The following is a 23733-nucleotide window of genomic DNA, read 5'->3' as shown; positions in this document are numbered from 1 at the left end:
ACGGAATGCGCCCCTTCGATCCTCGGCTCCTCCGCTACGCGTCCGCCGCCCGGTGGTTCCTGTCGGTGGGTGCCCTGCTCGGACTGGCGCAGACTGTCACGGTCATCGCTTTCTCCTGGCTGCTGAGCCAGAGCATCACCCTCGCGTTGACTGGGGCCTCTCAGGATTCGCTGGCCTTCACCACGGCCGCCCTTGCGGGCGTGATCGTGGTGCGGGCCGCGCTGGTGTGGCTCCTCGAGGTGGCCGCCACCCGCGGAGCAGCCCAAGTCAAGAGCCAGCTGCGCCGCCAGGTTCTCGACCGCGTCGCCGAGCGCGGCCCGGATTGGCTCAGCGGCCGGGCCAGTGTGGGCGTCTCCACCCTGGCCACCCAGGGGCTGGACGCGCTGGACAACTACTTCGCCCGCTACCTGCCCCAGCTCTTGCTGGCGGCGATCAGCACGCCCCTGCTGATCTTGGTGATGCTCTGGCAGGACCTGCCCAGCGGCATCACAGTCATCGTAGTGCTGCCATTCATCCCCGTCTTCATGGTGCTGATCGGCCAGGCCACCCAGTCCGTGCAGCGGCAGCAGTGGGAGTCCCTGCAGCGGCTGTCGACGGGGTTCCTCGACCTCGTCGGCGGGCTCGGCACGCTCAAAATCTACGGTCGGGAGCGACGCCAGTTCGCCCGGGTGCGCTCCATCACCGAGGACTACCGCGGCCGCACTATGAAGGTGCTGCGGGTCTCCTTCCTCAGCGGGTTCGTGCTCGAACTGGCGGCCAGCCTGTCGGTGGCCCTCGTTGCCGTCTCCATCGGGCTGCGCCTGGTTGACGGAAGCCTCGCACTCGGCGTCGGCCTGTTCGTGCTGCTGCTGGCCCCGGAGGCTTTTCTCCCCGTGCGGCAGGTCGGCGCCCAGTTCCACGCCGCGGCCGACGGTCTGGCGGCGGCCGAGGAGGTCTTCGCCATTCTCGACGACGGTGCCGGGCCCCGGGCCGTGGCGACCCCGGTTGCCTCGACTGCCCCGTCTGGCGCGCGCACCGGAGCAGGCCCCGCGGATACCGGCGTGCTCCGGTTCGAGCAGGTCACGATCCAGCGGGGCACGGATGCCCCCGTGCACGACTTCAGCGCCGTCTTCCGCCCCGGCGAACTCGCCGTGGTCGTGGGCCCGAGCGGCACCGGAAAATCCACGCTGGTGGCCGCCCTGCAGGGATTCGTCCCTTTCGGCGGGCGGATCCTGCTGAACGGTGCGGAGCAGACCCCGGGCACACCGCGCCCGTGGCTGGCGTGGGCCGGGCAACGGCCGGGACTGTTCCAGGGAACGATCGCCGACAATCTCGCGCTCGGTGACGCGTCCGTCGATCGGGACACCGTGGCCCGGTCGCTGGAGTGCGCCGGAGCGGGCGATCTGGAGCCGGCTACCATACTCGGCATCGCCGGCGAGGGACTCTCCGGCGGACAGGCCCAGCGGGTCGCAGCGGCCCGCGCCATCTACCGCGCTGAGAGCCACGACTGCGCCGTGGTCGTTCTCGACGAGCCCAGTTCGGCGCTGGACGAGGCTGCGGAGGCCTCTCTCGTCGCCGGGCTGCGCCGGCTCACGACCGAGGGGCGGATCGTGATCGTGGTCAGCCACCGGCCTGCCCTGCGGGACGCCGCCGACCAGATCGTTGCCCTGCACGAGGTGGCCCATGTCTGATTCCGGACCCAGCGCGAGCGGGATCGCCGGCCCCCGGCCGGCCGGCCGGGCCGAGGTGCGCGCCGTCCTGCGCCTGGCCCAGCCGCCTGCCCGCCGGTTCGCCCCCGGCCTGGCCGCGGGCGTGCTGAGCGCGGTCTTCGCGGTGGCCCTCCTGGCGTCGTCGGCGTGGCTGATCACCCGAGCCGCCGAGCAACCGCCGGTCATGTTCCTCTCGATGGCGGTCGTCGGGGTGCGTGCGTTCGCCCTCGGCCGGTCTGCGTTCCGCTACCTCGAGCGTCTGGCCAGCCACGACGCCGCATTCCGCCAGCTGGCTGACCTGCGCGTGGGCATCTTCTCCCGGATCCTGCCGCTCTCCCCGGCCGGCCTCGGAGGCACGAGCCGTGGCGACCTGCTCAGTCGCCTCGTGCGCGACGTCGACGACCTGCAGGACTTCCCGCTGCGGGTGGTGCAGCCTCTGGCCACGGCGGGGGTCCTCTTGAGCGTGAGCGTGGTCGGGGTCTGGCTGGTTCTCCCCGCCGCCGGTGTCACGCTGGCGCTGGCGCTCCTCGTTGCCGGTCTGCTCGCCACCGTCACCTCCAGCGCGCTGTCCGCCCGGTCGGAGCGCCAGCTTGCACCCCTCCGCGGAGCCCTCGCCGGCGAGGTGCTCGAGGTGGTGGAGAACCTCGACGTGCTGAGCGCCTTCGGGGCCCTCGATGCCCGCCTGGCCACCCTTGCGGCGGCCGACGACCGGCTGCGCCGGGCCTCCCTGCGCCGGTCGCTGGGCGTGGGCGTGCAGGGAGCCGTGCTGTCACTGTTCGCGGGTCTGGCGACGGTCGCCGCGCTCCAGGTCGGCATTCCGGCCCTCTCCGGGCCGGCTGGCCTCAGCGGACCGGGCTTCGTCGTGGTCGTGCTCGTGCCCATGGCGGTGTTCGAGGTGTTCGGAATGATCCCGCTCGCGCTCGGCGTCTGGCGCCAGGTGCGCTCCAGCGCCGCGCGGGTGGCGACGGCGGTGCCGACCAGCGTCCCCACGGAGATCCCGGCGGAGTCGGTAACCGAGCCGACGGATGCGCCGGCGGATGCGATGTCCACCACGAGCGTCAGCGCCCACCCGGTGCTCGAACTCACCGACGTGGGTGCCCGCTGGCCCGGTTCCGTTACCCCGGCGGTCACGGGCATCACCCTGCGCCTGGCGCCGGGGGACCGCGTGCACCTGGCAGGGCCGAGCGGCGCCGGCAAGACCACCCTGGCCCAGACCCTGGTGCGCTTCCTCGACTACACGGGCTCGTACCGGCTCGACGGCGTCGAGGCGCGCACGCTGGCCCCGGCCGAGGTGCGTCGCCGGGTGGGACTGTGCGAACAGCGTCCCTGGCTCTTCGACGACAGCATCCGTCAGAACCTGCTCTTCGCCCGCACGACGGCCACCGACGACGACCTCGAGGCCGTGCTCGCCCGGGTCGGACTGGGGGAGTGGGCCGCCAAGCGTGGGGGCCTCGACGCCCGGGTCGGCGAGCGGGGTGCCCTGGTCTCCGGCGGTCAGGCCCAGCGCATCGCGCTGGCGCGGGCGTTGCTGGCGGATTTCGCGGTGCTCATCGTCGACGAACCCACCGCCAACGTCGACGAGGCGCAGGGCGACGTGCTCGTGCGGGACATCCTGGTCACGGCGGCGGAGGACGGCCGTGCGGTGCTGCTCATCTCACACACGCCGGTGCCGGACGACCTGATCACCGCGAGGGTCGTCGTGCCCGGACCTGCCCGCTGAACTTGACAGCCGAACGAGGGGTCGCCCGACCGAGCATGCGGTCAGACGACCGGAGGCTCCGGCTGTTCCATGTGTCGCTCCTCGCGGCGGTGCAGCCAGCGTTTGACCAGGAACACGAGCAGCACGAAGAGCGCGATCGCGCCGACGAAGAGGTATCCGGCGAAGTGGAGCCGGTCGGAGAGCTCGCGGTAGCCTTCGGCGGCGGCCGAACCGATCGACACGTAGGCCACCGCCCAGATCACGCAGGCCGGCACGGTCCACTTCATGAAGGTGCGGTAGGGCATCGGGCTCATCCCCACGGTCAGCGGGATCAGCGAGTGCAGCACGGGCAGGAACCGCGACAGGAACACGGCGATGCCGCCGCGCCGTGCCAGGTAGATCTCGGCCCGGGCCCAGTTGCGTTCCCCGAGCCGGCGCCCGAGGCGGCTCATCCGGATCCACGGCCCGAAGTGGCGGCCGAGCGCGAAGCCGATGCTCTCGCCGATCAGGGCTCCGACGATCACCGCGGCGACGAGCCCCAGGAACTCGGCCGTGTTGCTCACCGCGGTGCTCGCCACGATCACGATGGAATCGCCCGGCACGACCAGGCCGACGAGAACGGATGTCTCCAGCAGCATGCCGAGTCCGGCCAGGAGGGTGCGCAGCACCGGATCCACGCTGGAAACCGTATCCAGGATCCAGCTGAGGATATCGTTCACGACCCACAGCCTAAGCCGTGCACCCGCAGCGGGGCTGGGGACCTGCCCTTGCCCCGCGACTGGGGGATACGCTAGCGTCACTGCAGGGCCGCTCAAGGACGACCGGCCCACGTTCGATCCAGTCTGAGGGACCCTCATGAAACAGAATCGGAATATACGTCTCGCCGCCATCGGCACGGCCGTGGCCCTGTCGGTCAGCGTCGGGCTGCCCGCCTACGCCGATAACGGAACGGACACCGGCGCGCTGCGCGAAGCCGTTACGGCAGCCGGAATCATCGACCACCTGGAGAAGTTCCAGGAGATCGCGGACGCCAACGGCGGCACGCGTGCGTCCGGCACGCCGGGGTACGAGGCATCCGCCGTCTACGTCGAAGAGCGGCTCAAGGCCGCGGGCTACACGCCGATCCGTCAGGCCTACTCCTATGAGCAGTTCGTGCTGAACGCGGAGTCGTTCGCGCAGTTCACGCCCACCCCCACCACCTACGCTGCCGGCACCGACTTTGCCACGATGAGCTACTCCGGCTCCGGCACGGTCTCGGCGGCGGTACAGGCGGTCGACATCAACCTGGTCGGCGACCGGGCCTCGACCAGCGGCTGTGAAGCCGCGGACTTCGCGGGCTTCACGGCCGGGAACGTCGCCCTGATCCAACGCGGCACCTGCACCTTCCGGGTCAAGGCCGACAATGCGATCGCGGCCGGCGCCGCCGGCGTGATCATCTTCAACCAAGGCAACGCCGACGACCGCCTCGGTATCGTCAACGGCACTCTGGACGCCCCGCAGACCGCCGTTCCGGTCATCGGAACGACCTTCGCGCTCGGCGCGGCTCTGGCCGGGCAGCCTGCCCCGACCGTGCGGCTGGCCGTGGATGCTGAGGTCACCGTCACTGAATCCTTCAACATCCTGGCCGATTCGGCCGGTCGCGCGGACCGTACGGTCGTGGCCGGAGCGCACCTCGACTCCGTCGCCGAGGGCGCGGGAATCAACGACAACGGCAGCGGCAGCGCCGCCATCCTGGAAACCGCCATCCAGCTCGCCGCCTCCGGCAACGCACCCACCAACCGGGTGCGGTTCGCGTTTTGGGGCAGTGAGGAGGATGGACTGGTCGGCTCCGAGTACTACGTGTCACAGCTGACGAAACGCCAGATCAAGGCGCATGCCGTCAACCTGAACTTCGACATGGTCGCGTCGCCGAACTTTGTGCGCTTCGTCTACGACGGTGACGGCTCGTCCTTCGGCACCACCGGCCCGAACGGGTCGGCGCTGGTCGAGAAGGTCTTCCTGGACTACTTCGCCTCGCAGGGGCTGGCCGTAGAACCCACCGAGTTCGACGGTCGGTCCGACTACTTCGGGTTCATCGAGAACGGCATTCCCGCCGGCGGGCTCTTCACCGGTGCGGAAGACCTGATGACGGAGGCTGAGGCGGTCACCTACGGTGGCGTCGCCGGCGCACCGTACGATGCCTGCTACCACGCCGCATGCGACGACATCACGAACATCAATGCGGAGGTGCTGGAGCAGATGGCCGATGCCATCGCCCACACGACGATGACGTTCGGCGAGACCACCTCCGCGGTCAACGGCACGACCAGGGGCGGCGGCTCCGGCTCGACGGGGCTCCAGTTCAAGGGCAGCCTCGCTGTGAAGTAGCCACGCTGCAGCACCTGACGGAGAAAGGTGGGGACGCCGCCCGCGGGCGGCGTCCCCACTGCGTCCCCGGTGGGGTCGTGGGTGCGGTCCCGGCACCCAGATGAGTGGGTCCGAACGAATTCGACGGAGATTTTGCCCGGATCGGGCGCAGACACACGGGAAAAGCCGTTTTCCGGAGAATCTCCGTCGAATTCGTTCGAGACACGGCACCGAGTTCGGCAAGCGTGCGGCCGGGGCGGCAGATCGCTGCACTCCGGGGAGAATCAGGGCACCTAGGCTGGGAGTGTGACCGGGCCGACTCAGAGCATCCTCCTGCCCGAGTGGTGGGATCCGGCCCGCGTCTTCGACACCCTCTACCGCAACAGCCCGTACGCGTTCTGGTTGGATGCCGGCAACGGCGCCGAAACCGGCCTCAGCTATCTTGGGTCTGCGTCGCCCGAGTCCCGGTTCGTCACCGCCTCGGTGCCGGAGGGGACCGTGACGGTCTCGGTCGCCGGCGATCCGTCCGTGCCGGGCCACCTCTCACCCGGGACGATCTTCGAGTTCCTGCGAGCGGAGCCGGCCGGCTTCCCCGACGATGCCACCGAGGATACCGGCACCGACGATACCGGCGGCTTTCGGCTGGGCTGGGTGGGCTGGCTCGGTTACGAACTCGGCGCCCAGACCCTCGGCACGCCCGTGCACGACTCCCACTACCCGGATGCCGCCCTGCTCGAGGTGCACCAAGTGCTGGTGTTCGATCACGCGGCACGCACGGTCAGGGCGCTCGCTCGCCGCGCTTCCGGCGACGCGATGGATGCCCCGCAGGTGTGGGCCGATGCCGTGCTCAAGGCTCTCGCCACGTCGGAGCCGCCGCCCGCAGCATCCGCGACCCGGCCGGTCACGTGGCCTGTCGGCCCCGCTGCCGGCCCCGTTGCCGCTGCCGGCGCAGCCCGGTGGCGGCATGACGTGCACCACTACACCGAGCTGATCGAGGAATGCCAGGCGTTCATCCGGGCCGGTGACGCCTACCAGCTCTGCCTCACCAACGAGATCCTGGTCGACGTGCGGCCGCATCCGGTCGACGCCTACCTGGCGTTGCGCGCCGGCAGCCCCAGCCACCACGGCGGGCTGCTGCGTTTCGGGGACACCGCCCTGCTCAGCGCCTCCCCGGAACAGTTCCTGACCGTGACCCCGGGCGGCCTGATCACCACGAAGCCGATCAAGGGCACTCGGGCGCGCTCCCGGATGGCCGACCGGGACCGCGAGCTCCGCGACGAGCTCGAGGGCAGCGACAAAGAGCGCGCCGAGAACCTGATGATCGTCGACCTGATGCGCAACGACCTCGGCCGGATCGCCGAGCTCGGCAGCGTGCAGGTCACGAACCTGCTCGCCGTGGAGAGTTACGCGCACGTGCACCAGCTGGTCAGCACGGTCGAGGCGCGCCTGGCCGCGGGGCTGACCGGCGTGGATGCCGTTGCGTCCTGCTTCCCCGCCGGGTCCATGACCGGGGCACCCAAGATCAGTGCGATGACCATCCTCGACGCCCTCGAGTGCGGACCGCGCGGGCTCTACGCCGGGGCCTTCGGCTATCTGGGGCGAAACGGCGCGGTCGACCTGGCCATGGTCATCCGCAGCATCGTGCTCAGTCCGGACGGGGCCTCCATCGGCACGGGCGGCGGCATCACGGCGCTGTCCGATCCGCTGGAGGAGATCGAGGAAACCCGACTGAAAGCGGCGGCGCTCCTGGCCGTCCTCGGCGTTCCTCGATCCGGAGCCGCCACGGGCCAGGGCCAGGTTTAGTAACCTAAGAGCTTGGACGCCGCCTCCGCGCGGCCCTGTGCCTGCTGGCGCAATCCCCACTGCAACGAAGAGAGTCACGTGGCACACGAGTACGACCACACCCGCACCGGCCAGGACAGCGAAGAAAAAGTTTACGATTTCGCCGCCATCCAGGCGAAGTGGCAGCCGATCTGGGAAGAGCTCGACCCCTTCCGCACGAACGATCCCGACGACGTTCGTCCGCGCAAGTACGTGCTCGACATGTTCCCGTATCCCTCCGGCGACCTGCACATGGGCCACGCCGAGGTCTACGCGCTCGGCGACATCGTCGCCCGGTACTGGCGTCAGCAGGGCTTCAACGTGCTACACCCCATCGGCTGGGACTCCTTCGGGCTGCCCGCGGAGAACGCCGCGATCAAGCGCGGCATCGACCCGCGCGGCTGGACCTACGACAACATTGCGCAGCAGAAGAAAAGCATGAAGCTCTACGCGGCATCCTTCGACTGGTCCCGCGAGCTGCACACCAGCGACCCTGAATACTACAAGTGGAACCAGTGGCTGTTCCTGCAGCTGTACAAGAAGGGCCTCGCCTACCGCAAGGACAGCTGGGTGAACTGGGACCCGGTAGACCAGACCGTCCTCGCCAACGAGCAGGTGCTCGCCGACGGCACCTCGGAGCGCAGCGGCGCCGTGGTGGTCAAGAAGAAGCTCACCCAGTGGTACTTCAAGATCACCGACTATGCGGACCGCCTGCTTGACGACCTGAACCAGCTCGAGGGCACCTGGCCAGCGAAGGTGCTCAACATGCAGCGCAACTGGATCGGCCGCTCCATCGGCGCCGACGTGGACTTCGTGATCGAAGGCCGAGAGGAGCGCATCAGCGTCTTCACGACCCGCCCCGACACCCTCTACGGCGCGACCTTCATGGTCGTCGCCCCCGACGCGGACCTCGCCGTCGAGCTGGTCGCGGATGCCTCGCCCACCGTCAAGGAACGGTTCCAGGAATACCTGGTACAGGTTCAGAACAGCACCGAGATCGAGCGTCAGGCAACCGACCGAGAGAAGACCGGCGTGTTTCTCGAGCGCTACGCGGTCAACCCGGCCAACGGCGAACGCCTGCCGATCTGGGCCGCGGACTACGTGCTCGCCGACTACGGCCACGGTGCCGTGATGGCGGTGCCGGCCCACGACCAGCGCGACCTCGACTTCGCCCGCCGTTTCGACCTGCCCGTGGTCGTGGTCGTCGACACGACCGCCGCGGTCACCGGCATGATCCCCGTGATCACGCAGGACATGATCGACGGCACCGAGGAGCTCACCTCCCTCGACCCGGCTCGCACTGGCATCGCACTGACCGGGGAAGGCCGCCTGATCAACTCGGGCGCGCTCAACGGCCTTAGCAAGAACACCGCGATCAAGCGCATGATCGAGCAGTTGGCCGCCGACGGTACCGGCCGCGCCGCCAAGAACTACCGTCTGCGTGACTGGCTCATCTCCCGTCAACGCTACTGGGGCACGCCGATTCCGATCATCCACGGCCAGGACGGCGCCGAGATCCCCGTGCCGGAAGACCAGCTTCCCGTGTTGCTGCCGCCCACCGACGGCCTCGACCTCAAGCCCAAGGGCACGTCGCCGCTGGGCGGCGCGGCCGACTGGGTCAACGTGCCCAACCCGATCGACGGCACCCCCGCACGCCGCGACGCGGACACCATGGACACCTTCGTCGACAGCTCCTGGTACTTCCTGCGCTTCCTGAACCCCACCGACGACACGAAGGCGTTCGACCCGAAGGAAGCCGAGAAGTGGGCGCCCGTCGACCAGTATGTCGGTGGCGTCGAGCACGCCATCCTGCACCTGCTCTACGCGCGCTTCATGACCAAGGTGCTTTTCGACCTCGGCTATGTCAGCTTCACCGAGCCGTTCACGGCTCTGCTGAACCAGGGAATGGTCATCCTTGACGGGGCCAAGATGTCCAAGAGCAAGGGCAACCTGGTCTACTTCACCGAGGAGGTCGACCAGTTCGGCGTCGACGCGGTACGGCTCACCATGGCTTTCGCCGGACCGCCGGAAGACGATATCGACTGGGCGGATGTCTCGCCGGTCGGCTCCGCCAAGTTTCTGGCCCGCGCCTGGCGCGTCGCCCGCGACGTCACGAGTACGCCCGACATCGATTGGAGGTCCGGCGACGCCGGTCTCCGCCGGGTCACCCACCGCTTCCTGGCCGATGCGCCCGGCCTGGTCGAATCGTTCAAGTTCAACGTGGTCGTCGCCCGACTGATGGAACTCGTCAACGCCACCCGCAAGGTGATCGACACCGGCGTCGGCCCCGCGGATGCCGCGGTGCGCGAGGCCGCGGAGGTCACCGCCATGGTGCTCAACCTGTTTGCTCCGTACGCGGCCGAGGATATGTGGCAGCTCCTCGGCCATGAGCCGTGTGTCGCCCTCGTGCAGTGGCGCAAGGCCGACCGAACCCTGCTCGTGGAGGAGTCGGTCACGGCCGTCGTGCAGGTCGACGGCAAGGTGCGCGACCGCATCGAGGTGTCCCCGAAGATCTCCGGCGACGAGCTGGAACGCCTCGCACGTACCTCGGCCGAGGTCATCCGCCGGATCGGTGACCGCGAGATCATGAACGTGATCGTGCGCGCGCCGAAACTCGTCAGCATCGTCACCCGCGGCCAGTAGCACCGCCTGCCTCGCCTCCCCAGGGCGGCACCTCGCGGCGCCGCCCACAGTGTACGGCCGTCCGCTGGGGGACCGGCACCCGTCGGCTTAGCCTGCGGGGATGGAGCCTGACCCGGTAATCGCGGCACTCGACCGCCTGGCCCCGAGCGCGCAGGGGCGCGCCCCTGCGCGCGTGCGCATCGGGGTGGGCGCAGCCGTCGTGCTGTTGATATTGGCGTTGGCCACCGCGGTAATCGTGTCCGCGCTCGGTCAGCAGGCCGGGCACCAGGTGGTGTCCCCGGCGCACCCGACCGCGGGTTCGGGTTCCGGTGGAGCCGACAGCGGCCCGGACCCGAGTTCCTCGGGGGCAGCCTCGGCATCCGGTGCCCTCATCTTCGTTCATGTGCTCGGCGCCGTGCGGCGTCCCGGTCTCTTCGAACTCTCCACCGGCGCCCGGGTGATGGATGCCGTGGCCGCCGCCGGCGGGCTGACCGAGACCGCCGATCCGGCCGGCACCAATCTCGCTCGCAAGGTCAGCGACGGCGAGCAGCTCTACCTGCCCCAGCTCGGCGAAGTCCCCGAGGGACCGCCGCCGGGCAGCGGTGCATCCCTCGGCGGCGCATCCGACCCAGGTGGCGGCGGCCCGGCGGTCCTGGTCAACCTCAACACGGCCAGCCTGGCCGACCTCGACACCCTGCCGCGCATCGGCCCGGCCATGGCCCAGCGCATTCTGGACTTCCGCGACGCCAACGGGCCGTTCGCGGCCGTCGAGGACCTGCGCAATGTCACCGGTATCGGTGAGAAGACGTTCGAGGGGCTCAAAGCCCTGATCACCGTGTGAGAGTGGCCGTGAACGGAGGGTGCCTGAAGTCCTGACGCATCGGTGCGGCGAGCGTATCCGGTGCTTGAAAACTGACCGACTGGCGGCAATGGGCGCTGTCGGCGGCCTGCTCGCGGGCTGAAGCGTGTCGTTTTTCACGAGCCGCTCCGTCGCCGCGGACCGGTGGCGAGGTCACCGGGCACGCCTCCACACCCCCGGTCCCGCGTCAACCGGGCACAGATTCCGGTGGCCACCGGGGGGAGCCGCGGGCGCACCTAGCCTCCCGGTATGGATTTTACGCGCGACATCGTAGCTCGCCGCCCGGATCACGGCATGACCGGGCTCGACCTGCGCTTGGTTTTCCCCGCGGCGACCGCCTGGCTGGCGGCCTGGTTGCTCATCGCCTTCCCCGGGTGGGCACCCGGCGCTCAGGCCGCGTTATGGGCCGCCGCACTGGGCGTGGGTCTGGTTGTGGCGCGTCGACTGCTCCGCGCCCGGGGGGTGTCGGCCTGGGGTGTCGGCCTGGTCTGTTGCGCTGCGGCCGCGCTGATGGCATCCGCGGTCACGGTCGCTGCGCCCGGGCGGCTGCCGGAAACCGTGCGGGAGAGCGCCGCCCGGCAGGAGTCAGTGACCGTGCTCCTCACGGTGGCGTCAATCCCGGTGCAGACCCAGTCGTTCGGTGCTCCCGCACTCTTCGGCCCGGCTGGCTCTGACTCCGGAGCGTCCGCCCGGGTGCGCTTCCGCGGCACCCTGACCGGGATCGACCAGGGCGAGGTCGCCCGGAAGGGTGCTGGGCGGGGTCTGTCGGTTCCGGTGGTCGTGTTCGCGGAGACTGCGAGCGGACAGACGACCGCGCTTCAGATCGGCAGTGTCGTGCGGCTGGACGCCACCCTTCGGCTCACGGCGGCCGGGGATGCGGCATCCGCCCTGGTGTTTGGGCGTGGTCCGCCCGAGCTCCTCGTGACACCACCCTGGTGGCTCGGCTGGGCCGGGGAACTGCGCACCCTGTTCACGACCGCCGCGGGCGATCTGCCCGGCGACGGCGGTGACCTGCTGCCCGGCCTGGCCATTGGTGACACGAGCTCGGTTGAGGCAGACCTCGACGCGGCCATGAAGACGAGTTCGCTCAGCCACCTCACGGCCGTGTCTGGAGCGAACTGCGCCGTGGTGATCGCGGGCGTCATGCTGCTGACCGGGTTTCTGGGACTGCGCCGCGGCATCCGGATCGCGATCTCGCTCCTCACCCTGCTCGGGTTCGTGGTGCTCGTGACGCCCGAACCCAGTGTGCTGCGTGCCGCTCTGATGGCGACGATCCTGCTGCTCGGGATTGCCTCCGGTCGGCCGGGCCGAGGTGTGCCGTTGCTCGCACTCGTCGTGATCCTACTGCTGGCGGCCGACCCATGGCTGGCCCGCAGTTACGGGTTCGCTTTGTCGGTTCTGGCCACGGCCGGCCTACTCGTGCTGGCCGGGCCGCTGACCCGAATGCTGCATCGGTGGCTGCCCACCTGGCTCGCCGCCGTGATCGCCATCCCGCTGGCCGCGCAGTTGGCCTGTCAGCCGGTGCTCGTTCTGCTCACTCCCACCCTCCCGCTCTACGGGGTGCCCGCGAATCTGCTGGCCGGTCCGGCAGCCCCGGCCGCCACCGTCATCGGTCTGATCGCGTGCCTGCTCTTGCCCTGGCTGCCCGGTGTCGCCGGGGGAGTGCTCTACCTGGCCTGGCTGCCGGCCGCCTGGATCGCGGCGATCGCCCGAACATCCGCAGAGCTGCCCGGCAGCCGCCTACCCTGGCTGGGCGGCCCGCTCGGTGTTCTCGTGACCGTTCTACTGACGGTGGCCGCGGTGGCGCTGGTGATGCGGGGCCGGGGGCAGGTTCGGGCGCGCTGGCCGATCGCGGCGATCGCGGTGCTGGTTCTCGCCGCCGGAAGCTACGCGGGCAGCCTGATCGGGGCAGGCGTCGGCCGGGCCGTGGCCTTCCCCGCGGACTGGCAGATCGCGGCCTGCGACATCGGGCAGGGTGATGCGGTCGTCGTGCGCGACCGCGACCGGTACGCGCTCGTCGACGTGGGGCCCGACCCGGCCCTGCTCGCCGACTGCCTCGACACGCTGGGGATCGACCGAATCGACATCCTCGTGCTGACCCACTACGACCTGGACCACATCGGCGGGGTCGCCGCCGTGATCGGCCGCGTCGACACGGCGCTGGTCGGCATCCCGGAGAACGCCGACGATGAGCGACTGCACGATGCCCTCGCCGCGGGCGGTGCCGAACTGCGGGGCGCTGCCCGCGGCGACACGGGCACCCTCGGGGAGCTGCGCTGGGAGATCCTCTGGCCGGTGCGGGGCTCAGCGGTGATGCAGACCGGAAACGAGGGGAGCGTGACGATCGGATTCGACGGTCGCGGCATCCGTTCCCTGTTCCTCGGGGATCTCGGCGAGGAATCCCAGGACGCGCTCCGGCGCAGCTCCAGCCCGGGCGAGGTGGATGTCGTCAAGGTCGCCCACCACGGGTCGGCAGACCAAAGCCCGGAGCTCTATGCCGATCTTCGGGCAACGGTGGGGCTGATTTCGGTAGGCAGGGAGAACGGCTACGGCCATCCCACCGACACGGTCCTGGACATTCTTGCGGCCGCGGGCACACTGCCCCTCCGCACCGATCAGCAGGGACTGCTGGTGATCGCTCCGGGGCCAGGTGGTGGTGCGCTGACGGTCTGGAGCGAGACCGTGCGGAACGAGACCGTGCCGGACACCGACCCCGGATAGTCTTAATGGATTCCGCACAGCCTCAATCGAAGGAACCCCGAGTGGCCGCACGCACAGCTTCATCCGGCCGGACCGCGCCCCGCGCTGTGCCGAAGTCGGCCGCCATCCCGCAGCTGGCCTGGCACCAGGTGCGGCCGGCGCCGATCATCCTGGTCTCCGGAACCGAAGTGTTCCTGGCCGAACGCGCGATCCGCCAGCTGCGGGACTTCCTCAAACTCGAAGACCCCAGCCTGGAGATCAGCGACGTGCAGGCCGACAGCTATGCGCCCGGCGAACTGCTCACCATGGCCAGCCCGTCCCTCTTCGGCGAACCGCGGCTGATCCGCGTCAGCTCCGTCGAGAAGTGCAGCGACACGTTCCTCGCGGAGGCCCTGGACTACCTGCAGAACCCGGCCGAGGACACCTACGTCGTGCTCCGGCACGGCGGCGGCGTGCGCGGCAAGAAGCTGCTCGACACCATCCGTTCGGGCGTCGGCGGCGCCATCGAGGTCGTCTGCACCGAGCTGAAGAAAGACTCCGACCGGCACGACTTCGCCTCCGCGGAATTCAAGACGGCCGGCAAGCGGGTCACTCCCAGCGCGCTGCGGTCCCTGGTCGCCGCGTTCTCCGGCGATCTGGCCGAACTCTCCGCGGCCTGCCAGCAGCTCATCGCCGATGTCGGCACCGAAGTGACCGAGACGACCGTGGACCGCTACTACGGCGGTAGGGTCGAGGCCAACGCGTTCAAGGTAGCCGATGCCGCCATCGCCGGGCATCAGGGGGAGGCGCTCGTCATCCTGCGCCACGCCCTGTCCTCCGGCGCCGACCCGGTCCCGGTGGTGGCCGCGTTCGCCATGAAGATCCGCACCATGGCGAAGCTCTGCGGGGTGCGCGGCGGCTCGGCCCAGCTTGCCTCCCAGTTCGGCCTCGCCCCCTGGCAGGTCGAGCGGGCCCAACGTGACCTGCGCAGCTGGTCCGACGAGGGTCTCGCCCGCTGCGTCGTGGCGCTGGCCGAAACGGATGCCGCAGTGAAGGGTGCCGAGCGCGACCCCGTCTTCGCTCTCGAGCGGCTCATCGGTGTGATCGCCCGCCGCGGTGAGAGCTGACCAGACCCGGCTTTCGCGCGCCTCCTTACCCTCGACGGTGAGCTCCGCGCCAGGGAGGGGTCGCTCACTGTGGTGCGCGCCGACTGATGCCCGAACTGAGAGGTGTGGGCCTGGGCGGACTCGGCGCGCACGACACGATCAGCGCGGCGAGCGGCAGATAGGCGACGGCTGCCAGGACCGCCGTCAGGGCGATGCTGCTGCGCCTGACCGGGCCCGGCCGTGATGAATTTCAGGTGACCGGTCCCCGACGGTTCGAGCCTCTGCCCGGACACACGAAAGCCCCCGCCGAGATGGCAGGGGCTGTTGTGTACGCCGGTCAGGGCCGGTGAACGATCCTGATCCCGGTCGGGCGCAGACTAGACGAGGGCGTTGACCGACTTCGCGATCGCGGACTTCTTGTTCGCGGCCTGGTTCTGGTGGATGACGCCCTTGCTGACGGCCTTGTCGAGCTTTTTCGAGGCAACGGCGAGGCTGGCAACAGCCTTGTCCTTGTCGCCCGAGGCGATCGCCAGGCGCGTCGCGCGGACAGCGCGCTTGAACTCGCTCTTGACCGACTTGTTGCGCTCCTGGGCCTTTTTGTTGGTGCCGATACGCTTGATCTGCGACTTGATGTTTGCCACGTTTATACGCTTTCGTTAGATTCTTTTTCGGATGGGCCGCTTGGCGGTAGAGGGCGCCGTACGGCAATTATCGTGTGGGGTGGGACCCAACACGCAAGCCAACAGGCAACGATACCAGTTATTCGTTCAGGTCGACAATCGGCCCGGGCCAGTCGATCGCAACCTCCGTGAGGATGCCGCTCAGCACCGCGGCGAAGCGTTCCGGTTGGGCCAGGCTGACGAGGTGCGACGCCCGGGGGACGATCACGAGGCGCCCGTCCCGGCAGGCGGCGAGGAAGCGGCGCTCATGCAGCCGGAACTGATCCAGAGAACCGTTGACCAGCCACACCGGGCCGGGATAGCGAGCCAGGCTGTCCAGCGGGCGGAGGCTGCCGGTGGCGCCGAGCCCGGCATCCATCACCGTCAGCGGCACACCGCCGGCGAGCGTGTCGGCGGCCCCTGCCGATGGGAGGAGCACCCGCACGAGTGTGGTGTGGAGCCACAGTCCCTGGTCGGGCAGTCGGCGGATCAGCCGGGCCAGGCCCCGGTAGGCGTCCAGCAGCCAGCCGGCCGGGAGCGCGCAGCTTCCCGCGGCGACCAGCCCGGCCACCTTCTGCGGGTGGCGCGCGGCGTACTCGATGGCGTAGTAGCCGCCGAGGGAGAGGCCGACCAGCAGCACCCGGCCGCCCAGAGCAGCGACGCCCTCGTCGATGGCGGCCAGGGCGCCCGCCACGGTGAACGTTTCGTCCATGCGGGCGCCGTGCCCCGGCAGATCGATCGCGAGTGCCGGATGCCCGGCCTCGCCCAGCATGGACAGCTGTCGTCGCCACATGGTGCCCGACGTGCGGATCCCGTGCACGAAAAGAACCGGGACGGCGGGTGTCATTCATTCCTCCTGGTGAGCAGCCGCACGAGAGGGTGACGGCGATACCGATGATAGACATCAGGGAGTAGCCGCACCAGATCAGCAGTGACAGCACCCGGTTCGCGTCAATCACTTCTGGCTCTTCCGTGGGTGAGTGCTCGGCCGGGCGCTGCGTCTGTGGCCAACTCAGGACATCCGTCGCACGGGTGGCCGGGCCACCGCGGACCAGTGCGGAACCGGTGCGGATGTCCGGCCTCGCCCGGTCGGATCTCCTGAGATGGCCACACTACCCGCCGAAGAGCCACGGCAGTGGTTCACGGCAGTGGTTCGCGGCAGTGGTTCGCTGCGAGCCGCCGGGTGCGGCCGTTCCCGCGCGCAAGCCTGGAACGATGCGCGGCAACGGCGAAACCGGGACCCAGCCACCTATGGGAGAATTGCAAGACCATGTCACCGAGACCCCTCACGGCGCTTGAACCGGCCGCCACCCCGCCCGAGTTCATCCGCAATTTCTGCATCATCGCCCACATCGACCACGGCAAGTCCACGTTGGCCGACCGGATGCTGCAGATCACCGGCGTCGTCGATGACCGTTCGATGCGCGCCCAATACCTTGACCGGATGGACATCGAGCGCGAGCGCGGCATCACCATCAAAAGCCAGGCCGTTCGTATGCCGTGGGAACTCGACGGGCAGACCTACGCCCTGAACATGATCGACACCCCCGGCCACGTGGACTTCACCTACGAGGTGTCTCGCAGCCTGGCCGCGTGCGAGGGAGCAATCCTCCTCGTCGACGCCGCCCAGGGGATCGAGGCGCAGACCCTCGCCAACCTCTACCTGGCGCTGGAGAACGACCTCACCATCATCCCGGTGCTGAACAAGATCGACCTGCCGGCTGCCGACCCCGACAAGTACGCGAAGGAGCTCGCCAGCCTGATCGGTGGCAGTCCCGACGACGTGCTCCGGGTTTCCGGCAAGACCGGTGTCGGTGTCGCCGAACTCCTCGACCGCGCCACCCGCCTCATCCCGGCTCCGGTCGGCGACCCGGCCGCCCCGGCCCGCGCGATGATCTTCGACTCGGTCTACGACAGCTACCGTGGCGTCGTCACCTATGTGCGCATGATCGACGGCAAGCTGGGCCCGCGCGAGAAGATCCAGATGATGTCGACCCGTGCCACGCACGAGATCCTCGAGATCGGCGTCACCTCGCCCGAGCCCACCACCAGCAAGGGCCTCGGCGTCGGCGAGGTCGGCTACCTGATCACGGGCGTGAAGGATGTGCGCCAGTCGAAGGTCGGCGACACGGTGACCACCGCGCTCCGCCCCGCCACCGTCGCCCTTCCGGGCTACACCGAGCCGAAGCCCATGGTCTTCTCGGGCCTCTACCCGATCGACGGCAGCGACTACCCGGCCCTCCGGGAGGCCCTCGACAAGCTCAAACTCTCCGACGCGTCCCTCGTGTACGAGCCCGAGACATCCGTCGCCCTCGGTTTCGGTTTCCGCTGTGGTTTCCTCGGGCTGCTGCACCTGGAAATCATCACCGAGCGGCTCGACCGGGAGTTCGGCCTCGACCTGATCACCACGGCGCCCAGTGTGATCTACGAGGTCACCACCGACGACAAGAAGTCTGTCACGGTCACCAACCCGAGCGAGTTCCCGAACGGGAAGATCGCCAAGGTCGAGGAGCCGATCGTGAAGGCGGCCATCCTCGCACCCAAGGACTACGTCGGCGTGATCATGGAACTCTGCCAGAGCCGCCGCGGCACCCTGCTCGGCATGGACTACCTCGGCGAGGACCGGGTCGAGATCCGCTACACGATGCCGCTCGGTGAGATCGTGTTCGACTTCTTCGACAATCTCAAGAGCCGCACCGCCGGCTACGGCTCGCTCGACTACGAACCCATCGGCTCTCAGGAGGCCGACCTGGTCAAGGTCGACATCCTGCTGCAGGGCGAACAGGTCGACGCGTTCAGCGCGATTGTGCACCGCGACAAGGCCTACGACTACGGCGTGCTGATGACGGGAAGGCTGCGCAAGCTCATCCCGCGCCAGCAGTTCGACGTGCCCATCCAGGCCGCGATCGGCGCCCGCATCATCGCCCGCGAGTCCATCAGTGCCATCCGCAAGGATGTTCTCGCCAAGTGCTACGGCGGCGACATCTCCCGCAAGCGCAAGCTGCTGGAGAAGCAGAAGGAGGGCAAGAAGCGCATGAAGATGGTCGGCCGGGTCGAGGTTCCCCAGGAGGCGTTCATCGCCGCCCTGTCCGGTGACGAGCCCCCGAAGAAGAAGTAGACGGATGCGCCGCGCCACCTTCACCGATACCGCCGTCACCTACGCGTCCATCGGCGGCACCCTCGCCCCGGACCTGCTCCGGTTCCCACCCAAGGGCTACCGGCCCCTCGAGCGCACCGTGCGCCTTGGCAGCGGTGAGGAGCGCTTCCAGCTGGCCTCGAAGTCGCTGATGACCTGGGGCGTGCAGCGGGGGAGTGGAATGATCGTCACCGACCTGCTGGACGGCACCGGCCAGCAGTACACGGGACTCGTCTTCGACGCCGACGGCCAGGCCGCCCGCGACCAGAAGCCCGAGCCGGACGAGGCCGTCTTCGCCGAGGACGGCACGCCCTACATCGTCAACGGCATGTCCGCGCACCTCACGAGCAAGTTAGGCCCCTTCACCATCGATGCCCCCGTGCGCGTGGTCTACGTGATCGATGAACCCGACCGCCTCGGCTTCGCGTACGGCACCATGGCCGGGCACCCGGCCAGCGGCGAGGAATCGTTCATCGTCGACAGACGCGAGGACGACTCGGTCTGGCTGACCATCCGCGCCTTCTCCCGCCCCGGCAACTGGTTCTACCGGCTGGGCTGGCCGTTCGTGCGGCGGCAACAGGCCAAAATCACCGCTCGGTACCTACGCGCGCTGCATCCGATCGGCGCGGTCTAACCGCATGGGCAGTGCCCTTCCCCTCGGCGACCCCGCACCCAGCGACGGACTGCTGCCGGCCTCGGCCGCCGTGGGAGCAGCCCAGCGCGATTTCGGCGTCTACCTGCATGTGCCGTTCTGCCGGGTCCGCTGCGGCTACTGCGACTTCAACACCTATACCGCCACCGAGTTGCGGGGCGCAAGCCAGCATGACTATGCCGGCCAGGCGATCACCGAGGTCCAGTCGGCTGGCCGGATCCTGACTCAGTCGGGCGTGCCGGCCCGCCAGGCGGCGACCGTCTTCTTCGGCGGCGGCACCCCCACCCTGCTCCCGGCCGACGACCTGGTGCGGATGCTGGAGGCCGTGCGCTCCACCTGGGGGATCGCACCCGGCGCCGAGGTGACCACCGAGGCGAACCCCGACTCCGTCGACGCCGCCTACCTCGGCCGCCTCGCCGAGTCCGGCTTCACCCGGGTATCCTTCGGCATGCAGTCCGCGGTACCGAGCGTGCTGGCCACCCTCGAGCGCACCCACGACCCCGAGCGGGTGCCGCTTGTGGTGCAGTGGGCGCGCGAGGCCGGCCTCGACGTGTCCCTCGACCTGATCTACGGCACACCGGGGGAGACCCTCGTCGATTGGCGCACCAGCCTCGAGCACGCCATCCGGCAGGCTCCCACCCACGTCAGCGCCTACTCGCTTATCGTCGAGGAGGGCACCAAGCTGGCCCGCCAGATCAAGCGCGGCGAACTGGCCCCTGTCGATGACGACGTTCAGGCCGAGTTCTATGAGCTGGCCGACGACCTACTATCCTCGGCAGGCTACGGCTGGTATGAGGTCAGCAACTGGGCGACGGATGACGCGCACCGCTCGCGCCACAACCTCGCCTACTGGCGCAGCCAGGACTGGTGGGGTGTGGGGCCCGGAGCCCACAGCCACATCGGTGGGGTGCGCTGGTGGAACGTCAAGCATCCGTCGGCCTACGGCGATCGGATTCGCGCCGGCGACTCACCGGCTGCCGGGCGGGAGACCCTCGATGCGGCCACTCAGGAGGTGGAGCGGGTGCTCTTGCTCACCCGAATCCGCGAGGGTATCCCCATCGACTCGCTCAGCCCGCTCAGGCGCCACGAGGTGGCGGGACTCATCGCCGACGAACTCATCGACGCGAAAGCAGCCCTCTTCGGTTCGATCGAACTGACCCTCAGAGGACGCCTCCTGGCGGATGCCGTCGTGCGCCGCCTGCTCGCCGACTGAACTCAGTTCACGAACTTGATCGACAGCGGATACGTGTAGTACTCGCCCCGGTTTGCGGCCAAGGCGGCCATGATGCCGAACACGACCATCAGAACGAAGGCAGCCAGGAGAACGAGGTAGCCGACGAGGATGATCGTCAGGACGCCGCCGACCGCGTAGGCGATCAGGAGCGTGAGCTGGAAGTTCAGTGCGGTCGCGGTGTGTGCCCGGATGAACGGGCCGCGGTCCTTGAGCACGATGTAGCCGATCAGGGCCGGCACGAAATAGAACAGAATGCCGCCGACGTGCACGAGGGTGGCCCACAGTTTTTCGTCGGCCGGGTTCATCGGGGTGGGAGCCTGGTTCGGGTTGGCGGGCGGTGGTGGGGTGGAATTGGTCATTGGTGCTCCTTCTGAAGAAAAACCGAGTGCGCCGGGCTACTTGATCAGGCGCAGGGCGAACGGGTACCGGTAGTGGTTGCCGTCCTTCGCCTGGAGGTAGCCGAGCACCGAGAAGACAACACCGAGGATGTACAGCACCCAGGCGAGACCGCCGATGACGCCGCCGATGCCGAATGTGAGGAAGCCGATGACCGTTGCAAAAAAGTTGATCGCGAAGTAGCCGATCAGAAGCGTGATCTGAAAGTTGAGCGCTTCCTTCGCCTCGACGCTGGTCAGAGGTCCGCGGTCTTTGAAGAGCAGCCACAGCACCAGGGACGGCACGAACATGAGGATCCCGCCCAGATGTGCGAGGGACGCCCATTGGCGGTCATCCGCCTCCGTCAGGGGTGCCGACGGTCCCGGGGCGGCAGGCTGGTAGGGCGGTTGCGGCGGCCGTTGGCCCTGGTACGGATCATCGGATCCGGGACCAGTGAAATTACTCATGATCATGCCTTTCAGTGCACCGGGGAAGAGGTGCTACATGCCTAAGTTACTGCGCCCCAACATTGGGGAGCAATGGGTAAGCCCAGCCGGTCGCGGTATGATTGGCAGTCACATACCGCGAGTGCCAATCGATGCTGCACTCGCGACGCTGGGAGGAGGCGAGCGCCATGGTGTCCGATCGCAGTCTCGAAGTCCTGCGTGTGATCGTTCAGGACTATGTAGCCTCCCGCGAACCCGTCGGTTCCAAATCTATCGTCGACCGGCATTCCTTCGGGGTCTCGGCGGCCACGATCCGCAACGACATGGCCCTGCTCGAAGAGGAAGAGTTGATCGCGGCTCCGCACACCTCGTCGGGCCGCATCCCCACCGATAAGGGCTACCGCCTGTTCGTCGACCATCTCGCCGATCTGCGCCCGCTCTCGGCGGCGCAGCGCCAAGCCATCGAGACGTTCCTCGGTCAGTCGGCCGACCTTGACGAGGTGCTGGCCCGCAGCGTGCGGCTGCTCTCGCAGCTCACCCATCAGGTCGCCCTGGTGCAGTATCCGTCGCTGTCCCGCGCGAAGGTGCGCCACATCGAACTGGTGCCCCTGTCCGAGACTCGCCTCCTGTCGGTTCTGATCACGGATGCCGGACGGGTCGAGCAACGCGTCGTCGACCTGCCCCGGCCTCTGGCTGAACCCGTTCTGATCGAACTGCGCACCCGGTTGAATTCTGCTCTGGTCGGGCTGGGCATGAGCGAGGCCGCCAGCACCCTTACCGGCAGCTCTCTCACCGCCGGCTCCGGCCTCGGCCCGCTCGAGCAGCAGGAGGCGGTGGATCTGATCACCGGCACCCTGCGGGACCAGGTCGGCGCGAACAGGCAGGACCGGCTCGTGATGGCCGGCGCCGCCAACCTCGTGCGCACCGAGGAAGACTTCACCGGCAGCATTTTCCCGGTGCTCGAGGCCATCGAGGAACAGGTCGTGCTTCTGCGGCTGTTCGGCGAGATGGCCTCTGACCAGCACGGCGTGTCCGTCAGTATCGGCCGGGAGAATGCCCCGTTCGGTCTGGCCGAGACATCCGTGCTCACCAGCGGCTACTCCTCGCAGGGCGGCAACCTGGCGCGCCTCGGCGTACTCGGCCCCACTCGGATGGACTACTCGAACAACATGGCGGCCGTCCGTGCGGTCGCCCGCTACCTTTCACGCCTTCTCGGCGAGAATTGACCAGTTCCCCTCGGCCCAGAAGCCGGCGGAACACCACATTTCAGAACAGACCTAGGAGAGCCAGCTTTGGCTGACCATTACGAAGTACTCGGCGTTGCCCGCGACGCCTCGACCGACGAGATCAAGAAGGCCTACCGCAGGCTGGCCCGGCAGCTGCACCCCGACGTGAACCCGGGCGCGGATGCATCCGAGCGCTTCAAATCCGTCACGCACGCCTACGACGTGCTCAGCGACGTCAAGCAACGCGACAACTACGACCGTGGCGGCAACGGCCGCTCGGGCGGCGGCGGAGGCGCCGGTTTCGACGGCAACTTCGGCAACTTCGGCGACATTTTCGAGACCTTCTTCGGCGGCGGGGGATCCAGCCGCGGGCCTCGGTCGCGCCGAGAGCGCGGCCAGGATGCCCTGATCCGGGTCGACCTCGACCTCGATGAGATCATCTTCGGCACGCACCGGGAGCTCGAGGTCGACACGGCCATCATGTGCGCGACCTGCAGCGGCACGTGCTGCCAGCCGGGCACCGCGCCCGTCACCTGCGACATCTGCCACGGCACCGGCACCATCCAGCGCGCCGTGCGGTCGCTGCTCGGCAATGTCATGACGAGCAGCCCCTGCGGTTCCTGCCGCGGCTACGGCACGATCATCGCCACTCCCTGCGTCACCTGCCAGGGCCAGGGCCGCGTGCGAGCGCGTCGCACGGTCCCCGTCGACATCCCGGCGGGGGTCGACACGGGCCTGCGCCTGCAGATGCCCGGCAGCGGCGAGGCCGGTCCGGCCGGCGGTCCCAACGGCGACCTCTACCTTGAGATGAAGGTGCGCCACCACGACGTGTTCAGCCGTGACGGCGACGACCTGCTCTGCACCCTCGAGGTGCCGATGACGGATGCCATCCTCGGCAGATCCGCGACCGTCAAGGCGCTCGACGGCGACATCGAGGTCGAGCTCAGGCCGGGCACGCAGAGCGCCGAGATCATCACGGTCAAGGACCGCGGCGTAACCCGTCTGCGCGGGAACGGACGCGGCGACCTGAAGGTCGGCGTGCACGTGGTCACACCGACCCGTCTCGACCACAAGGAGCGGGAGCTGATCGAGGCCTTTGCGGCCCGCCACAAGGCGCCGGTTCCTGCCCTCAGCGCCTTTCAGCAGGGACTTTTCGCCAAGCTGCGCGATCGGTTTCGCGGCTAG

General features: G+C 68.8%; 18 protein-coding genes. 13 read left to right on the top strand and 5 right to left on the bottom strand.

Features of this window, described 5'->3' with window-relative positions; all coding sequences use genetic code 11:
- Positions 1 to 5 precede the first annotated feature (5 nt).
- Together cydD and cydC are read left to right on the top strand one after the other, a co-directional pair.
- Positions 6 to 1670 (top strand): thiol reductant ABC exporter subunit CydD, encoded by a 1665-nt coding sequence (gene cydD / locus E3O54_RS11250; protein ID WP_104100012.1) that lies wholly within the window; start codon positions 6 to 8, stop codon positions 1668 to 1670.
- Positions 1663 to 3408 (top strand): thiol reductant ABC exporter subunit CydC, encoded by a 1746-nt coding sequence (cydC, locus tag E3O54_RS11245; RefSeq protein ID WP_104100011.1) that lies wholly within the window; start codon positions 1663 to 1665, stop codon positions 3406 to 3408. The genes cydD and cydC overlap by 8 nt, the downstream gene beginning before the upstream one ends.
- 41 nt (positions 3409 to 3449) lie before the next feature.
- On the opposite strand, the gene E3O54_RS11240 is transcribed toward cydC, so the two are convergent.
- Positions 3450 to 4106, bottom strand: coding sequence for a DedA family protein (locus E3O54_RS11240; protein WP_104100010.1), 657 nt, complete (start codon positions 4104 to 4106; stop codon positions 3450 to 3452).
- Positions 4107 to 4242: 136 nt separating this feature from the next.
- Between E3O54_RS11240 and E3O54_RS11235 the strand changes: the two genes are divergently transcribed.
- From E3O54_RS11235 to holA, 6 genes are all read left to right on the top strand, one after another.
- Positions 4243 to 5754 (top strand): M20/M25/M40 family metallo-hydrolase, encoded by a 1512-nt coding sequence (locus E3O54_RS11235; protein WP_134343364.1) that lies wholly within the window; start codon positions 4243 to 4245, stop codon positions 5752 to 5754.
- A 285-nt stretch (positions 5755 to 6039) separates the two neighbouring features.
- Positions 6040 to 7536, top strand: a complete 1497-nt coding sequence (locus E3O54_RS11230) for an anthranilate synthase component I family protein (RefSeq protein WP_104100008.1) — start codon at positions 6040 to 6042, stop codon at positions 7534 to 7536.
- A 78-nt stretch (positions 7537 to 7614) separates the two neighbouring features.
- Complete coding sequence (gene leuS, locus E3O54_RS11225; RefSeq protein ID WP_104100007.1) at positions 7615 to 10197, top strand: leucine--tRNA ligase; 2583 nt, start codon at positions 7615 to 7617, stop codon at positions 10195 to 10197.
- 100 nt (positions 10198 to 10297) lie between these two features.
- The gene (locus E3O54_RS11220; protein WP_104100006.1) at positions 10298 to 11017 is read left to right on the top strand and encodes a helix-hairpin-helix domain-containing protein; all 720 of its coding nucleotides are present in this window, start codon (positions 10298 to 10300) and stop codon (positions 11015 to 11017) included.
- 267 nt (positions 11018 to 11284) lie between these two features.
- Positions 11285 to 13756 (top strand): ComEC/Rec2 family competence protein, encoded by a 2472-nt coding sequence (locus tag E3O54_RS11215; protein ID WP_134401613.1) that lies wholly within the window; start codon positions 11285 to 11287, stop codon positions 13754 to 13756.
- 41 nt (positions 13757 to 13797) lie between these two features.
- Positions 13798 to 14841, top strand: coding sequence for a DNA polymerase III subunit delta (gene holA, locus E3O54_RS11210; protein ID WP_233191251.1), 1044 nt, complete (start codon positions 13798 to 13800; stop codon positions 14839 to 14841).
- Between the two features lie 356 nt (positions 14842 to 15197).
- Here the strand turns inward: holA and rpsT are convergent, their stop codons facing one another.
- Together rpsT and E3O54_RS11200 are read right to left on the bottom strand one after the other, a co-directional pair.
- Positions 15198 to 15461: a 30S ribosomal protein S20 gene (gene rpsT / locus E3O54_RS11205; protein WP_104100003.1), complete on the bottom strand. Its 264-nt coding sequence runs from the start codon at positions 15459 to 15461 to the stop codon at positions 15198 to 15200.
- A gap of 118 nt (positions 15462 to 15579) precedes the next feature.
- A complete protein-coding gene (locus tag E3O54_RS11200) occupies positions 15580 to 16326 on the bottom strand; it encodes an alpha/beta fold hydrolase (protein WP_104100002.1) in 747 nt (248 codons plus the stop codon).
- Positions 16327 to 16749: 423 nt separating this feature from the next.
- On the opposite strand from E3O54_RS11200, the gene lepA reads away from it, so the two are divergent.
- The 3 genes from lepA to hemW are packed head-to-tail and all read left to right on the top strand — an operon-like array spanning position 16750 to position 20480.
- On the top strand, positions 16750 to 18597 hold the full coding sequence (gene lepA, locus E3O54_RS11195) for a translation elongation factor 4 (RefSeq protein WP_104100001.1): 1848 nt from the start codon (positions 16750 to 16752) through the stop codon (positions 18595 to 18597).
- Positions 18598 to 18601: 4 nt separating this feature from the next.
- Positions 18602 to 19249, top strand: a complete 648-nt coding sequence (locus tag E3O54_RS11190; protein ID WP_134401612.1) for a DUF1990 family protein — start codon at positions 18602 to 18604, stop codon at positions 19247 to 19249.
- Between the two features lie 4 nt (positions 19250 to 19253).
- Positions 19254 to 20480 carry a radical SAM family heme chaperone HemW gene (gene hemW, locus E3O54_RS11185; protein ID WP_104169679.1) on the top strand — a complete coding sequence of 409 codons (1227 nt, stop codon included), beginning with the start codon at positions 19254 to 19256 and terminating at the stop codon, positions 20478 to 20480.
- A 2-nt stretch (positions 20481 to 20482) separates the two neighbouring features.
- On the opposite strand, the gene E3O54_RS11180 is transcribed toward hemW, so the two are convergent.
- Positions 20483 to 20860, bottom strand: a complete 378-nt coding sequence (locus tag E3O54_RS11180) for a DUF4870 domain-containing protein (protein ID WP_241976871.1) — start codon at positions 20858 to 20860, stop codon at positions 20483 to 20485.
- Positions 20861 to 20896: 36 nt separating this feature from the next.
- Positions 20897 to 21343, bottom strand: a complete 447-nt coding sequence (locus E3O54_RS11175) for a DUF4870 domain-containing protein (protein ID WP_134401611.1) — start codon at positions 21341 to 21343, stop codon at positions 20897 to 20899.
- 167 nt (positions 21344 to 21510) lie between these two features.
- Here E3O54_RS11175 and hrcA point away from each other — a divergent pair, with 167 nt between their 5' ends.
- Complete coding sequence (gene hrcA / locus E3O54_RS11170; protein ID WP_134375024.1) at positions 21511 to 22548, top strand: heat-inducible transcriptional repressor HrcA; 1038 nt, start codon at positions 21511 to 21513, stop codon at positions 22546 to 22548.
- A 66-nt stretch (positions 22549 to 22614) separates the two neighbouring features.
- Complete coding sequence (gene dnaJ / locus E3O54_RS11165; RefSeq protein WP_104099997.1) at positions 22615 to 23733, top strand: molecular chaperone DnaJ; 1119 nt, start codon at positions 22615 to 22617, stop codon at positions 23731 to 23733.

The organism is Cryobacterium sp. TMT2-4, from assembly GCF_004402575.1.
In the GTDB taxonomy this organism is placed as follows: Bacteria; Actinomycetota; Actinomycetes; order Actinomycetales; family Microbacteriaceae; genus Cryobacterium; species Cryobacterium sandaracinum.
The sequence above is the reverse complement of the archived record's forward strand: the minus strand, read 5'-3'. Positions and strand labels throughout refer to the sequence as shown.